General features: G+C 54.1%; 12 protein-coding genes and 2 tRNA genes. 3 read left to right on the plus strand and 11 right to left on the minus strand.

Features of this window, described 5'->3' with window-relative positions; genetic code table 11:
* Positions 1-44 precede the first annotated feature (44 nt).
* The 8 genes from pnp to HMPREF3142_RS12560 all read right to left on the minus strand — a co-directional run bounded on the left by pnp (position 45) and on the right by HMPREF3142_RS12560 (position 9,256).
* A complete protein-coding gene (gene pnp, locus HMPREF3142_RS12520; protein WP_008806626.1) occupies positions 45-2,180 on the minus strand; it encodes a polyribonucleotide nucleotidyltransferase in 2,136 nt (711 codons plus the stop codon).
* Positions 2,181-2,422: 242 nt separating this feature from the next.
* Positions 2,423-2,692, minus strand: a complete 270-nt coding sequence (gene rpsO / locus HMPREF3142_RS12530; protein ID WP_012540479.1) for a 30S ribosomal protein S15 — start codon at positions 2,690-2,692, stop codon at positions 2,423-2,425.
* Positions 2,693-2,840: 148 nt separating this feature from the next.
* The gene (truB, locus tag HMPREF3142_RS12535; RefSeq protein ID WP_008806628.1) at positions 2,841-3,785 is read right to left on the minus strand and encodes a tRNA pseudouridine(55) synthase TruB; all 945 of its coding nucleotides are present in this window, start codon (positions 3,783-3,785) and stop codon (positions 2,841-2,843) included.
* Positions 3,785-4,186: a 30S ribosome-binding factor RbfA gene (rbfA, locus tag HMPREF3142_RS12540; protein ID WP_002918248.1), complete on the minus strand. Its 402-nt coding sequence runs from the start codon at positions 4,184-4,186 to the stop codon at positions 3,785-3,787. Before rbfA ends, truB begins: the two co-directional genes overlap by 1 nt.
* Before the next feature lie 102 nt (positions 4,187-4,288).
* Positions 4,289-6,979, minus strand: a complete 2,691-nt coding sequence (gene infB, locus HMPREF3142_RS12545; RefSeq protein ID WP_008806629.1) for a translation initiation factor IF-2 — start codon at positions 6,977-6,979, stop codon at positions 4,289-4,291.
* A gap of 24 nt (positions 6,980-7,003) precedes the next feature.
* Positions 7,004-8,491, minus strand: a complete 1,488-nt coding sequence (gene nusA, locus HMPREF3142_RS12550; RefSeq protein ID WP_008806630.1) for a transcription termination factor NusA — start codon at positions 8,489-8,491, stop codon at positions 7,004-7,006.
* Positions 8,492-8,518: 27 nt separating this feature from the next.
* Positions 8,519-8,971, minus strand: coding sequence for a ribosome maturation factor RimP (gene rimP / locus HMPREF3142_RS12555; protein WP_002918364.1), 453 nt, complete (start codon positions 8,969-8,971; stop codon positions 8,519-8,521).
* A gap of 208 nt (positions 8,972-9,179) precedes the next feature.
* A tRNA-Met gene (locus HMPREF3142_RS12560) sits at positions 9,180-9,256 on the minus strand.
* Between the two features lie 307 nt (positions 9,257-9,563).
* Between HMPREF3142_RS12560 and argG the strand changes: the two genes are divergently transcribed.
* The 3 genes from argG to HMPREF3142_RS12575 all read left to right on the plus strand — a co-directional run bounded on the left by argG (position 9,564) and on the right by HMPREF3142_RS12575 (position 12,609).
* Positions 9,564-10,907, plus strand: coding sequence for an argininosuccinate synthase (argG, locus tag HMPREF3142_RS12565; protein WP_008806631.1), 1,344 nt, complete (start codon positions 9,564-9,566; stop codon positions 10,905-10,907).
* Positions 10,908-11,078: 171 nt separating this feature from the next.
* On the plus strand, positions 11,079-11,708 hold the full coding sequence (locus HMPREF3142_RS12570; protein WP_012540476.1) for a winged helix-turn-helix transcriptional regulator: 630 nt from the start codon (positions 11,079-11,081) through the stop codon (positions 11,706-11,708).
* 349 nt (positions 11,709-12,057) lie between these two features.
* The gene (locus HMPREF3142_RS12575) at positions 12,058-12,609 is read left to right on the plus strand and encodes a YfaZ family outer membrane protein (protein WP_008806633.1); all 552 of its coding nucleotides are present in this window, start codon (positions 12,058-12,060) and stop codon (positions 12,607-12,609) included.
* Between the two features lie 41 nt (positions 12,610-12,650).
* On the opposite strand, the gene HMPREF3142_RS29420 is transcribed toward HMPREF3142_RS12575, so the two are convergent.
* The 3 genes from HMPREF3142_RS29420 to secG all read right to left on the minus strand — a co-directional run bounded on the left by HMPREF3142_RS29420 (position 12,651) and on the right by secG (position 13,622).
* On the minus strand, positions 12,651-12,899 hold the full coding sequence (locus HMPREF3142_RS29420; protein WP_162493299.1) for a hypothetical protein: 249 nt from the start codon (positions 12,897-12,899) through the stop codon (positions 12,651-12,653).
* A 297-nt stretch (positions 12,900-13,196) separates the two neighbouring features.
* A tRNA-Leu gene (locus tag HMPREF3142_RS12585) sits at positions 13,197-13,283 on the minus strand.
* 9 nt (positions 13,284-13,292) lie between these two features.
* Positions 13,293-13,622 (minus strand): preprotein translocase subunit SecG, encoded by a 330-nt coding sequence (gene secG, locus HMPREF3142_RS12590; protein ID WP_002918369.1) that lies wholly within the window; start codon positions 13,620-13,622, stop codon positions 13,293-13,295.
* Positions 13,623-13,747 lie beyond the last annotated feature (125 nt).

A 13,747-nucleotide genomic window follows, 5' to 3' on the forward strand; every position in this document is an offset into this window, starting at 1 on the left:
GCCCGTAAAACGCCCTCCGCAAAAGCGGAGGGCTAACGGCAACCTTACTCGCCCTGCTCGGCGACCGGAGCTTCCGGCGCTGCGGCAGACGGAGTCTGTTCAGTTGCTTCTTTGATGCTCAGACGAACACGGCCCTGGCGGTCAACTTCCAGAACCTTAACCGGCACTTCCTGACCCATCTGCAGGTAGTCAGTCACTTTCTCAACGCGCTTATCAGCGATCTGCGAGATGTGAACCAGACCTTCTTTACCGCCGCCGATGGCAACGAACGCGCCAAAGTCAACGATACGGGTCACTTTACCATTGTAGATGCGGCCAACTTCGATCTCAGCGGTGATCTCTTCGATACGACGGATAGCATGCTGTGCTTTATCGCCGTCGGTCGCTGCGATCTTCACGGTACCGTCATCTTCGATTTCGATGGTGGTGCCGGTTTCTTCGGTCAGGGCACGGATAACAGAACCGCCTTTACCGATAACGTCTTTGATCTTGTCCGGGTTGATCTTGATGGTGTGGATACGCGGTGCGAATTCAGAGATATCGCCGCGCGGCGCGTTAATCGCCTGCTCCATCACGCCCAGGATGTGCAGACGCGCACCTTTAGCCTGGTTCAGAGCAACCTGCATGATTTCTTTGGTGATACCTTCAATTTTGATATCCATCTGCAGCGCAGAGATACCGTCGCGGGAACCCGCAACTTTGAAGTCCATATCGCCAAGGTGGTCTTCGTCACCCAGGATGTCAGACAGAACGACGAAGTTGTCGCCTTCTTTCACCAGACCCATTGCGATACCCGCAACGGCGGCTTTCACCGGCACACCCGCATCCATCAGCGCCAGAGAGGCGCCACAGACGGAGGCCATGGAAGAAGAACCGTTGGATTCGGTGATTTCAGATACCACGCGAACGGTGTACGGGAATTCGTCGATTGTCGGCATTACGGCCAGAACGCCGCGCTTAGCCAGACGACCGTGACCGATTTCACGACGCTTCGGAGAACCCACCATGCCAGTTTCGCCTACGGAGTACGGAGGGAAGTTGTAGTGGAACAGGAAGGAGTCGGTGCGCTCGCCCATCAGTTCGTCGATGTTCTGCGCGTCGCGTGCGGTACCCAGAGTCGCGGTAACCAGCGCCTGCGTTTCGCCACGGGTGAACAGTGCGGAACCATGAGTACGCGGCAGTACGCCGGTACGAACGTCCAGACCACGGATCATGTCTTTTTCGCGGCCATCGATACGCGGCTCGCCTGCCAGTACGCGGCTACGAACCACGTTTTTCTCGATGGCGTGCAGGATTTCACCCAGCTCGTTAGCGTCCAGGGTTTCATCTTCTGCTACCAGCGTGGCGATGGTTTCAGATTTGATCACGTCAACCTGAGCGTAACGCTCTTGTTTGTCGGTGATACGGTAAGCATCGCTCAGGCGGGATTCAGCCAGCGCAGCCACGCGCGCGTTCAGCGCTTCGTTGACGGCTTCCGGCTGCCAGTCCCAACGCGGTTTACCGGCTTCTTTCACCAGGTCGTTGATGTTCTGAATAACAATCTGCTGCTGCTCGTGGCCGAAGACCACCGCGCCCAGCATCTGGTCTTCGCTCAGCAGTTCAGCCTCGGATTCAACCATCAGCACGGCCGCTTCAGTACCGGCAACCACCAGATCCAGTTTGCTGGACTTCAGTTCTTCCTGGGTTGGGTTCAGTACGTACTGGTCGTTGATGTAACCCACGCGCGCGGCGCCGATTGGGCCATTGAACGGAATACCAGACAGGGACAGCGCAGCGGAAGCGCCGATCATCGCGACGATATCCGGGTTAACCTGCGGGTTAACGGAAACGACGGTGGCGATAACCTGAACTTCGTTAACGAAGCCTTCCGGGAACAGCGGGCGAACCGGGCGGTCAATCAGACGCGCGATCAGGGTTTCGCCTTCGCTTGGACGGCCTTCACGACGGAAGAAACCACCCGGGATTTTACCGGCAGCGTAAGTACGCTCCTGGTAGTTAACAGTCAGCGGGAAAAAGTCCTGGCCTGGCTTCGCTTTTTTCTGACCCACAACGGTCACGAATACCGCGGTGTCATCCATGCTAACCATCACAGCGGCCGTTGCCTGGCGCGCCATCATGCCGGTTTCCAGGGTTACGGTATGCTGGCCGTACTGGAATTTACGAACGATCGGATTAAGCAAAATTCTATCCTTTTTATCTATAAATCACGCCATATCAAAGACATAGCGTCTATTGACCCGATCCTCTGCATCCTCGCGACTAATGACAACCTTTACCCGCCCCTGCGGATGAAGCCTCTCATTAGCCGCGCGAACCTCTGCATGAAGATCATTACTAGCAACAATACATGAGTTTTGAATGAATTGCTGCCGCCCGGTCGAAAAAAGGGGCCGTCAGGCCCCTTTTTCTGAAACTCGCAGAATTAGCGACGCAGACCCAGACGCTCGATCAGCGCAGCGTAACGTGCAACATCTTTACGTTTCAGGTAGTCGAGCAGTTTACGACGCTGAGAAACCATGCGCAGCAGACCACGACGGCTGTGGTGATCTTTTTTGTGCTCTGCAAAGTGGCCCTGCAGGTGGTTGATCTGTGCAGTCAGCAGTGCAACCTGAACTTCGGTAGAACCGCTGTCGTTTTCGCCACGACCAAACTCAGAAACGATTTTTGCTTTAGCTTCAACGCTTAGAGACATTTTAGAACTCCAAAAATTAAAAGAAAGAAAGGGTGCCGATCTCTAATTCAGCGACCCCTGATGCAACGCCCGAAAATGTTAAAACACTTTAGCGGACGTTAAGCGGCGATATTCTACTCGTAGCAGGCTTTTATCGCAAGAAAAGCGCTTACGCCGGGTATTCCACCACCAGACGACGCGGCGCCACGCGGCCTTCATCGTCAATTTCGCCCATGCCGAGAAACTTGCCGGATTCGTTTTCCATCACCCGCACCAGCCCGTTAAGCGGCGCGCCTGACTGACGAACCGGGTTACCGTTTTTAAAGTAAACCGCGGAGGTCTCCGGAATCGCCACCAGCGGATAGTCCGACGCCGGGCTGTCCATCGGCATCAGCAGCGGATCAAGCAGCTGCGCGGCAGGAATATCCTGCGCTGCCGCCTGATCGACCAGCGCCTGCAGCTGCTCGAGGGTCACCATCCGCTCAACCGGGTATTTGCTCACCGCCAGGCGACGCAGGAAAATCACGTGCGCGCCGCAGCCGAGCTTTTCACCTAAATCATCGATAATCGTCCGGATGTAGGTGCCTTTCGAGCAGTGGATCTCCAGCTCCAGTTCATCGCCTTCATGGCGAATAAACAGCAGCTCATAGACCGTAATCGGCCGGGCTTCACGCGGGACCTCAATGCCCTGACGAGCATACTCGTACAGCTTCTTGCCCTGATACTTCAGCGCCGAGTACATCGACGGTACCTGCTGCGTCTCGCCGCGGAAACTATCCAGCGCCGCCGCCAGCTGCTCGTCGCTAAAGGTTAGCGGACGCTCTTCCACCACCTGACCGTCGGCATCGGAGGTATCCGTGCGCTGGCCCAGTTTGGCGATCACGCGATAACGCTTATCGGAGTCCAGCAGATACTGGGAAAACTTGGTCGCTTCGCCAAGACACACTGGCAGCATACCGGTCGCCAGCGGATCCAGCGCGCCGGTGTGGCCAGCGCGGTTGGCGTTATAAATACGCTTTACTTTCTGCAGCACATCGTTGCTGGAAGCGCCCTGAGGCTTGTCCAGCAACAATACGCCGTGCACGTCGCGGCCGCGACGACGAGGACGACTCATCAGTCCTCCTTGCTGTCGTCCGGGTTCACACGACGTTCATCGTCGTGTTTCACCACGCTGGTGACCAGGTTGGACATACGCATCCCTTCCACCAGCGAGTTGTCGTAGAAGAAAGTCAGTTCCGGCACGATACGCAGACGCATCGCTTTACCCAGCAGGGAGCGGATAAAACCAGAAGCTTCCTGCAGCGCTTTGATGCCCGCTTTCACCGCGGCTTCATCTTTGTCGTTGAGGAAGGTGACATACACCTTGGCATAGGCCAGGTCACGGGACATTTCCACACCGGAAACGGTGGTCATCATACCCAGACGCGGATCTTTGATTTCACGTTGCAGGATGATGGCAATCTCTTTTTGCATCTCCTGGGCCACACGCTGCGGGCGACCAAATTCTTTCGCCATAATAAGTTCTCCAGAATAAAGACAAAAAAGGGGCCAAAAGCCCCTTTTTAAAATGATTGCCGGGTGGCGCTTCGCTTCCCCGGCTGCTTAGCCATCAAATGATTAATCGATGCTACGCTGGATTTCGATGATTTCGAACACTTCGATCATATCGCCAACGCGAACGTCGTTGTAGTTCTTCACACCGATACCACATTCCATGCCGTTACGGACTTCGTTAACGTCATCTTTGAAGCGGCGCAGGGATTCCAGCTCGCCTTCATAGATAACCACGTTGTCACGCAGGACGCGGATTGGGTTGTGACGTTTGATCGTCCCTTCGGTAACCATACAGCCCGCGATGGCGCCGAATTTCGGCGATTTGAACACATCACGCACTTCAGCCAGACCGATGATCTGCTGTTTCAGTTCCGGAGACAGCATGCCGCTCATCGCCGCTTTCACTTCGTCGATCAGGTTATAGATGACGGAGTAATAACGCAGATCCAGGCTTTCCGCTTCGATAACTTTACGCGCAGAGGCATCGGCACGAACGTTGAAGCCAACCAGAATCGCGTTGGATGCTGCTGCCAGGGTCGCGTCGGTTTCGGTGATACCACCTACGCCGGAACCGATGATCTTCACTTTCACTTCGTCGGTAGACAGTTTCAGTAAGGAATCGGAAATCGCTTCGACAGAACCCTGTACGTCCGCTTTCAGCACGATGTTCACTTCGTGAACTTCGCCTTCGGTCATGTTAGCGAACATGTTTTCCAGCTTAGATTTCTGCTGACGCGCGAGCTTAACTTCACGGAATTTGCCCTGACGATACAGTGCCACTTCACGCGCTTTTTTCTCGTCACGAACCACAGTCACTTCATCACCCGCAGCCGGCACACCGGACAGACCGAGGATTTCCACCGGAATGGACGGACCCGCTTCCAGCACTTCGCGACCCAGTTCGTCACGCATCGCACGCACGCGGCCATATTCAAAGCCACACAGGACAATATCGCCCTTATGCAGAGTACCTTCGCGAACCAGAACGGTAGCCACCGGGCCACGACCTTTATCGAGGAAGGACTCGATGACCGCGCCGCTCGCCATACCGTTACGTACAGCTTTCAGTTCGAGAACTTCAGCCTGCAGCAGAATCGCGTCCAGCAGGTCGTCGATGCCGGTACCGGCTTTCGCGGAAACATGGACGAACTGGCTCTCGCCGCCCCACTCTTCCGGCAGGATGCCGTACTGGGACAGTTCATTCTTCACGCGATCCGGATCAGCTTCTGGCTTATCGATTTTGTTCACCGCAACCACCACCGGTACCTGCGCCGCTTTAGCGTGCTGGATAGCTTCGATGGTCTGCGGCATCACGCCGTCGTCTGCCGCCACCACCAGAACCACGATATCCGTCGCCTGCGCGCCACGAGCACGCATGGAGGTAAACGCGGCGTGGCCCGGGGTGTCCAGGAAGGTGATCATGCCGTTGTCGGTTTCTACGTGGTAAGCACCGATGTGCTGGGTAATACCACCCGCTTCGCCGGAGGCAACCTTAGTAGAACGAATATAGTCCAGCAGCGAGGTTTTACCGTGGTCAACGTGACCCATGATGGTCACGACCGGTGCGCGCGGTTCAGCCGCAGCGCCGGTGTCACGGTCGCTCATTACCGCTTCTTCCAGTTCGTTTTCACGACGCAGGATAACTTTGTGGCCCATCTCTTCGGCAACCAGCTGCGCGGTTTCCTGGTCGATGACCTGGTTAATGGTCGCCATGGCGCCCAGTTTCATCATCGCTTTGATGACCTGAGAACCTTTCACCGCCATCTTGTTAGCCAGTTCACCAACGGTGATGGTTTCGCCGATGATAACGTCACGGTTAACGGCCTGCGCCGGCTTCTGGAAGCCCTGCTGCAGAGCGGAACCTTTACGGTGCTTACCGCCTTTACCGCCGCGAACGGCCGCACGGGCTTCTTCACGATCAGCTTTAGATTCAGCGTGTTTGTTGCCTTTCTTCGCCGGACGCGCCGCTTTGCTGCTACGGCTACGGCCGCGACCGCCTTCAACTTCACGATCGTTATCATCTTCAGCCTGACGAGCATGCTGTGACGTAGTGACGTGATAGTCGCTGCTATCTTCCGGGCTGTCTGAGGTTTCAGACCAATTTTTTTCGTTTTCTTCTGCCATACGGCGTGCTTCTTCCGCTACACGGCGCGCTTCTTCTTCAAGTTTGCGGCGTGCTTCTTCTTCCGATTTGCGCTTCAGTTCCGCGGCTTCGTTCTCACGGCGGATCTTTTCAGCCTGGGCGGTTTTGGTCATTTCGTCGGTATGTTGATTGCTCACTTTGTCTTTTTCCGCAGCTTCACGTTTCGCTTTATCAGCGACTTCACGTTTAGCTTGTTCTGCGGCCTCACGTTCAGCTTTTAATTGCGCCTCGCGTTTCGCTGCTTCTTCAGCTTCACGACGGGCCTGCTCTTCCGCTTCACGCTGCGCCTGCTCTTCCGCGGCCAGACGTTCAGCCTCTTGCGGATCGCGTTTCACAAAGGTGCGTTTCTTGCGGACTTCGATTTGTACCGATTTACTCTTTCCACCGGTACCTGGAATATTCAACGTGCTGCGGGTTTTACGCTGCAACGTCAGCTTGTCGGGCGCCGAGCCGTGTTCACGGTTCAGGTGCGTCAACAAAGTTTGTTTCTCTTGCGCGGTCACAGAATCATCAGCCGATTTGCGGATGCCTGCGTCAGCAAATTGCTGTATCAGGCGATCCACAGAGGTCTGAATCTCTGAGGCCAGCGCTTTAATAGTCACATCTGTCATGCTGTTCCTTCCTGCTACAGTTTATTACGCTTCGTCGCCGAACCAACAAATGTTGCGAGCGGCCATGATGAGCTCGCCAGCTTTCTCGTCGGTCATCCCTTCGATATCAGCCAGGTCATCAACGCCCTGCTCGGCGAGATCTTCCAGCGTACAAACACCACGGGCAGCCAGTTTGAATGCCAGGGCACGATCCAGACCTTCCAGATTCAACAAATCATCGGCAGGTTTGTTATCTCCCAGGCTTTCTTCCTGAGCCAGCGCCAGCGTAGTCAGTGCGTTTTTCGCACGCTCACGAAGTGCTTCAACGGTGGCTTCATCCAGACCGTCGATTTCCAGCAGTTCTTTCATCGGCACATAGGCCAGCTCTTCCAGCGAGGAGAAGCCTTCTTCAACCAGCACTGTCGCGAAATCTTCATCAATATCGAGATATTTGGTGAAGGTATCGATAGCGGCATGCGCTTCCGCCTGGTGCTTAGCCTGCAGGTCGTCAACGGTCATCACGTTGAGTTCCCAGCCGCTGAGCTGCGAAGCCAGACGAACGTTCTGACCGTTACGGCCAATCGCCTGCGCCAGGTTGCCCGCTTCTACCGCGATATCCATGGTGTGTTTATCTTCATCCACCACGATAGACGCGACGTCTGCCGGCGCCATGGCGTTGATCACGAACTGCGCCGGGTTATCATCCCACAGGACGATATCGATGCGTTCGCCGCCCAGCTCAGTAGAGACGGCCTGCACGCGCGCACCGCGCATACCGACGCAAGCGCCAACCGGGTCGATGCGCTTGTCGTTGGTTTTCACCGCGATTTTGGCACGAGAGCCCGGATCGCGAGCCGCCGCTTTGATCTCCAGCACTTCTTCACCGATTTCCGGCACTTCAATGCGGAACAATTCGATCAGCATCTCAGGTTTGGAACGGGTCACGAACAGCTGGGCGCCACGCGCTTCCGGACGGACAGCGTACAGTACGCCGCGGATGCGGTCGCCCGGACGGAAGTTTTCACGCGGCAGCATATCTTCACGCAGGATCACGGCTTCAGCGTTGTTGCCCAGATCCAGGGTGATGTTGTCGCGGTTCACTTTTTTCACCACGCCGGTGATGATCTCACCTTCGTGCTCGCGGAACTGATCTACCACCATCGCGCGCTCGGCTTCGCGGACTTTCTGCACGATAACCTGTTTAGCGGTCTGCGTGGTGATACGGTCGAAGGTAACAGATTCAATCTGATCTTCGACATAGTCGCCGACGTTCATGCTTTCATCTTCGTAACGCGCTGCTTCCAGCGTGATCTCGCGCGTCGGCTGAGTCACCTCTTCAACAACCAGCCAGCGACGGAAGGTGTCGAAATCGCCGCTCTTACGGTCGATTTCTACGCGAACGTCGATCTCTTGTTCGTATTTTTTCTTGGTGGCCGTTGCCAGCGCGCTTTCCAGCGCTTCGAAAATTTTCTCGCGCGGCAGCGCTTTTTCGTTGGAAACGGCTTCAACAACAGCCAAAATTTCTTTGTTCATCGGGGCCTTTCACCTCAATCCAGACTGTTAAAAGTGGGGAACCAGGTTCGCCTTCTGGATGTTACTCAGCGCGAACACTTCATCTTTGCCTTCGACGGTTACCGTGATCATTTCACCGTCTACCGCTTTGATAATGCCCTGCCATTTGCGACGGTTCTGAACCGCCATGCGCAGCACCAGCGCAACTTCTTCGCCAGTGAAACGTTGGTAGTGTTCGGCGGTGAACATCGGACGGTCGAGACCAGGCGAAGAGACTTCCAGGTTGTAAGCGACAGTGATCGGGTCTTCAACATCCATGACGGCGCTTACCTGGTGGCTCACATCAGCACAATCATCAACGTTGATGCCATCTTCACTATCAATATAGATGCGCAGTGTGGATGTGCGACCGCGAATAAATTCGATGCCGACCAGCTCAAAGCCAAGCGCTTCAACCGGCGCTGTGAGCATCTCTGTCAATTTTTGCTCTAATGTGGACAAACCCACCCCCAAGACATAAAAAAAGGGCGTATAGCCCAGTTATTCTGAAGTCAGATAACAAAAAACCCCGATAAATCGGGGCTTTAGATAACTGAACCCTGAGATCGCCATGGCGATCTGGAACACCTTCCGCAAGAATTCTTTCAAATTCGGCTACGAAGGACACTTAGTCCTCACAGTATATTTGAAAAAGTACTTAATGGGAAAGTGGTTGCGGGGGCCGGATTTGAACCGACGACCTTCGGGTTATGAGCCCGACGAGCTACCAGGCTGCTCCACCCCGCGCCTGAAACGTGGCATATTTTACTCTTATTGAGCAAAAGACGCAAATACTGCTGGGATTTGGTACCGAAGACGGGACATAAAATCGGGGTGAATTGTATCGGCAATTAGTATATTTTGTCAACATGCTTTTTATCGCCCCCGATTGCCGTTTGTGCTGGTATTTCAGGCTTTTTTAGCAAAAAGATGATGAAGCCCTTCCTGTCGCCAGTAAAAGATGGTTAAATGAATACTCACAATTAATGCATAAAAATGCAGTTAAGGTTGTTGAGTCGAACTCACCACAGTCTATCGAGCAGGGTTTTATTTTATGACGACGATTCTCAAGCATCTCCCGGTTGGTCAACGTATTGGTATCGCTTTCTCTGGTGGACTGGATACCAGCGCCGCGCTGTTATGGATGCGCAAAAAAGGCGCCGTGCCTTATGCATATACCGCTAACCTGGGTCAACCGGACGAAGACGACTACGATGCTATTCCGCGCCGCGCGAAAGAGTATGGCGCTGAAGGTGCCCGTCTGATCGACTGCCGCAAACAGCTGGTCGCAGAAGGGATCGCGGCGATTCAGTGTGGCGCTTTCCATAACACCACCGGTGGGTTGACCTACTTCAACACCACGCCGCTGGGCCGCGCGGTCACCGGCACCATGCTGGTGGCGGCAATGAAAGAAGATGGCGTCAACATCTGGGGCGATGGCAGCACCTATAAAGGCAACGATATCGAACGTTTCTATCGTTACGGCCTGCTGACCAATGCTGAACTGCAGATTTACAAGCCGTGGCTGGACAGTGATTTCATCGATGAGCTCGGCGGCCGGCACGAAATGTCCGAATTTATGATCGCCTGCGGCTTTGACTACAAGATGTCGGTTGAAAAAGCCTATTCCACTGACTCCAACATGCTCGGCGCGACGCACGAAGCGAAAGACCTCGAATTCCTCAATTCCAGCGTGAAAATCGTCAACCCGATTATGGGCGTGAAGTTCTGGGACGAAAACGTGAAGATCCCAGCGGAAGAGGTAACCGTACGCTTTGAGCAAGGCCATCCGGTGGCGCTGAATGGCAAAACCTTCGCTGACGACGTCGAGATGATGCTGGAAGCCAACCGCATCGGCGGCCGCCACGGTCTGGGGATGAGCGATCAGATTGAAAACCGCATTATCGAAGCGAAAAGCCGCGGTATTTATGAAGCCCCCGGGATGGCGCTGCTGCATATCGCCTACGAGCGTCTGCTGACCGGTATCCATAACGAAGACACAATCGAGCAATACCATGCCCACGGTCGTCAGCTGGGCCGCCTGCTGTATCAGGGACGCTGGTTCGATTCCCAGGCGCTGATGCTGCGTGATTCTCTGCAGCGCTGGGTCGCGAGCCAGATCACCGGCGAAGTTACCCTTGAGCTGCGTCGCGGTAACGACTACTCGATCCTCAATACCGTTTCAGACAACCTGACCTATAAAGCAGAGCGTCTGACCATGGAAAAAGGCGATTCCATGTTTACCGCCGAAGACCGTATCGGTCAGCTGACCATGCGTAATCTGGATATCACCGATACCCGCGAGAAGCTGTTCGGCTATGCCCAGTCTGGCCTGCTGAGCGCCTCCTCGGCAACCGGTTTACCGCAGGTTGAGAATCTGGAAAACAAAGGCAAATAATCGCCTGACGATGTTTGCTCCCCGCCGGCGGCCCTCCGCCGGCTTTTTATTTTTTGTTCCCTGTCAGCGCCAGAAAAATTGAAAAGAGGCATTTTTTCCTTATCGCCCGGTCAGCAAAATTGTTGACTATAATAGCCTCAATTGATTAATTCATATCTGGTGATAAACATCATGAATATTAAACCGCCGATCAGGCCGCAAAAGGCCATTGACCGACTGATCGATGTGCTTGAGCCACACGCGACGCCCGTTAACGCGATCGCCAGAAAAAGACTCACCTGGGAATATAAAGGCAAAACCCAGCTCTTTATTTTTAAAAAAGGCGAGCTATCGATTATTCGGAATTCCGACAAGCTATTGATGGTGACCGTCTATGAGCCCCACCTTTTCGGCGTGGCGGAAATGCTACAGCCCAGCCGCAGCCATAGCCTGCGAGCGGAAGTCTCTTCCGAACTGCTACGCATCGACTATGACCTGGCTTCCGCGCTCTTTCGTCAGCATAACCTGTGGGAGGAGGTGACCAGCCTGCTGGCCTATCATACTTCTTACCTGGTATATCGTGACGATCTGGTCCTGCAACAGCGAACCTATTCAGTGATCCGTAACCATCTGCTGGAAATGATGCTATTAACCGCAGAGACCCGACTGCGCGTGTCTATTCTTGAATATATTCAGGACAGGACCCACCTGTCGCGCAGCAGTATTCTCAATGTCTTGTCAGCATTAAAGAAAGGTGGTTATATTGCTTTCGCCCGCGGCGGTTATTTGCAAAGCATCACCTCACTTCCTGAAAAATTTTGACCGCGTCAGTCACCTTTATTTGTTGTTACTCGCCTCAATGTTGAAAATGTTTAAATTTAAATTAATAAACGCTAACGGTAAAAAAAGAAAAATTTTATGCTGAGCACCTGAATTTACCGGCGGACAACATGTCCCTGGGCTCGACCAGCAGGCAACCACTCACGGCGTTAACCGCCGGGCCTGCACCGGCTCAGGATATGCCCCGGAAATCGGCCAGGCGTGAGCAGCGGTAGCGGGAGTTGACCCCCTCGCCTGCCGTCTGCAGCGACCATAACGATGAGATCCAAGAACCCGTTAATTTTGCCCGAACGCCCGTATCGGGCTTTTTTTTATCTGAAGGAATTCAACAATGAAGTCGATTGCTCCAAAATTGTTTGCCGTGATGATCGCCCTGGGGGCCAGCAGCGCCGTCTGCGCATCCGTTAACCTGCATGGTGAAGCCGGTGCCGAGTTCACCAATCTGTCCGCCAGCTTTGGCGCCGGGGAACCGGGTATGACGTTCAATACCCAGTGGGCTCACAGCGACAATGACGGGGACAGCGTAGGGCTGGGAATGGGCTACAACTTTAACCTTGGACCTTTTCTGATGACGCTGGGCGGTAAAGGCGTCTATCTGAATCCCAAAGATGGTGATGAAGGCTATGCCATCGCCGCTGGCGGCGGCGCAGAGCTGCCCCTCGGCCAGTACTTCACGCTCTTCGGTGAGGGGTATTACTCGCCGGACTCAATGTCCAGCGGCGTCGATGATTATGTGGAGGCCAATGCCGGATTACGTATTAACGTACTCCCGTCTCTGAATATCGAAGCAGGCTATCGTTATATCGATATGGCGGGGAAAGATGGCAATCGTGACAATACCCTTGCCGACGGGGCCTATGCCGGGGTTAATTTCCGCTTTTAATCCTTACACAGGGATTGCTGTCCGGCAGTCCCTGTCTTCTCTCAGCTGGCCAACGGCACGCTTTTCAGCACGCGGTTGATCTCCTGCAGACCGGCAACATTATTCTCTTTACGGTAAACATCATTCATGGACGCCATCTGCTCCAGACGGGTCAGGGCGCCATACACCTGGTACGCCTCACTATGTCTGTCAAACACATCGCGGCGCTCCACATCCTGCAAATAATGATTTTTCAACGAATGGTTAAGGCGACCAATCAGCGCCGTATTGTCCTGGAAATAGCGCGTCACCGCCTGGGCATTATTCGCTGTAGCCCCAGGCTCACTGTGCGATACCGGTACCGTTAGCGCATTAATCGTCTCCACCGTTTGGGAGGGTGATGTTGAACTGCACCCTGCTAAACCGAGCACACCGGCGACGATAAGCAACCCGATCTTGTTCATTATGTCACTTCACCTCTGTTAATTTGACGAGGCGACTTTAACGACAGTAAAAGAAGGGAACCAGCAAAGAGATGTTTATAATTAAATGGCCGGAGGGGACAAAAACAAAAAAAGACGCTTTTCAGCGTCTTTTTTCTGGAATATTGGTACCGAGGATGGGACTCGAACCCACAAGCCCGTTAGGGCACTACCACCTCAAGGTAGCGTGTCTACCAATTCCACCACCTCGGTACAGAATACTTAGTGCGGGATGTCGCTGGTCGGCTGAGCCGGCGCAGTTGGCTGAGTTTGCTCCGTTTTCGGTGCACTCAGGTTATCCCACTCACTTCCTTTACTGGTCTTGTTGCTGTTGATATTACCCAGCGCCAGACTGATGATGAAGAACAGCGCAGCCAGGATGCCGGTCATACGGGTCATGAAGTTGCCAGAACCGCTGGACCCAAACAGTGTGCCGGAAGCGCCTGCACCGAAGGAGGCTCCCATATCAGCGCCTTTACCTTGCTGCAGCATAACCAGACCAACAAGGCCAATCGCTACAATAAGGAAAACAACCAAAAGAGCTTCGTACATAATCAACCTGTTCCTTGCGGATTTGCCGCATACCAAGTGCTTCGACCAATAAAGCGGGACGTTTTAACGTTTCCCACTGAAGCGGGTGTGAATACTAACCAAAGCGGATGACCTTCGCAAGGGCA

This window comes from Klebsiella sp. HMSC16C06 (genome assembly GCF_001808325.1).
Classification (GTDB): domain Bacteria; phylum Pseudomonadota; class Gammaproteobacteria; order Enterobacterales; family Enterobacteriaceae; genus Klebsiella; species Klebsiella variicola.

Bases quoted from the DNA above. Each gene is read 5' to 3' on its own strand.
- rbfA (WP_002918248.1), bottom strand. From the start codon at position 4,186: ATGGCGAAAGAATTTGGTCGCCCGCAGCGTGTGGCCCAGGAGATGCAA.
- rpsO (WP_012540479.1), bottom strand. From the start codon at position 2,692: ATGTCTCTAAGCGTTGAAGCTAAAGCAAAAATCGTTTCTGAGTTTGGT.
- secG (WP_002918369.1), bottom strand. From the start codon at position 13,622: ATGTACGAAGCTCTTTTGGTTGTTTTCCTTATTGTAGCGATTGGCCTT.
- truB (WP_008806628.1), bottom strand. From the start codon at position 3,785: ATGAGTCGTCCTCGTCGTCGCGGCCGCGACGTGCACGGCGTATTGTTG.
- HMPREF3142_RS12570 (WP_012540476.1), top strand. From the start codon at position 11,079: ATGAATATTAAACCGCCGATCAGGCCGCAAAAGGCCATTGACCGACTG.
- HMPREF3142_RS12575 (WP_008806633.1), top strand. From the start codon at position 12,058: ATGAAGTCGATTGCTCCAAAATTGTTTGCCGTGATGATCGCCCTGGGG.
- infB (WP_008806629.1), bottom strand. From the start codon at position 6,979: ATGACAGATGTGACTATTAAAGCGCTGGCCTCAGAGATTCAGACCTCT.
- argG (WP_008806631.1), top strand. From the start codon at position 9,564: ATGACGACGATTCTCAAGCATCTCCCGGTTGGTCAACGTATTGGTATC.
- nusA (WP_008806630.1), bottom strand. From the start codon at position 8,491: ATGAACAAAGAAATTTTGGCTGTTGTTGAAGCCGTTTCCAACGAAAAA.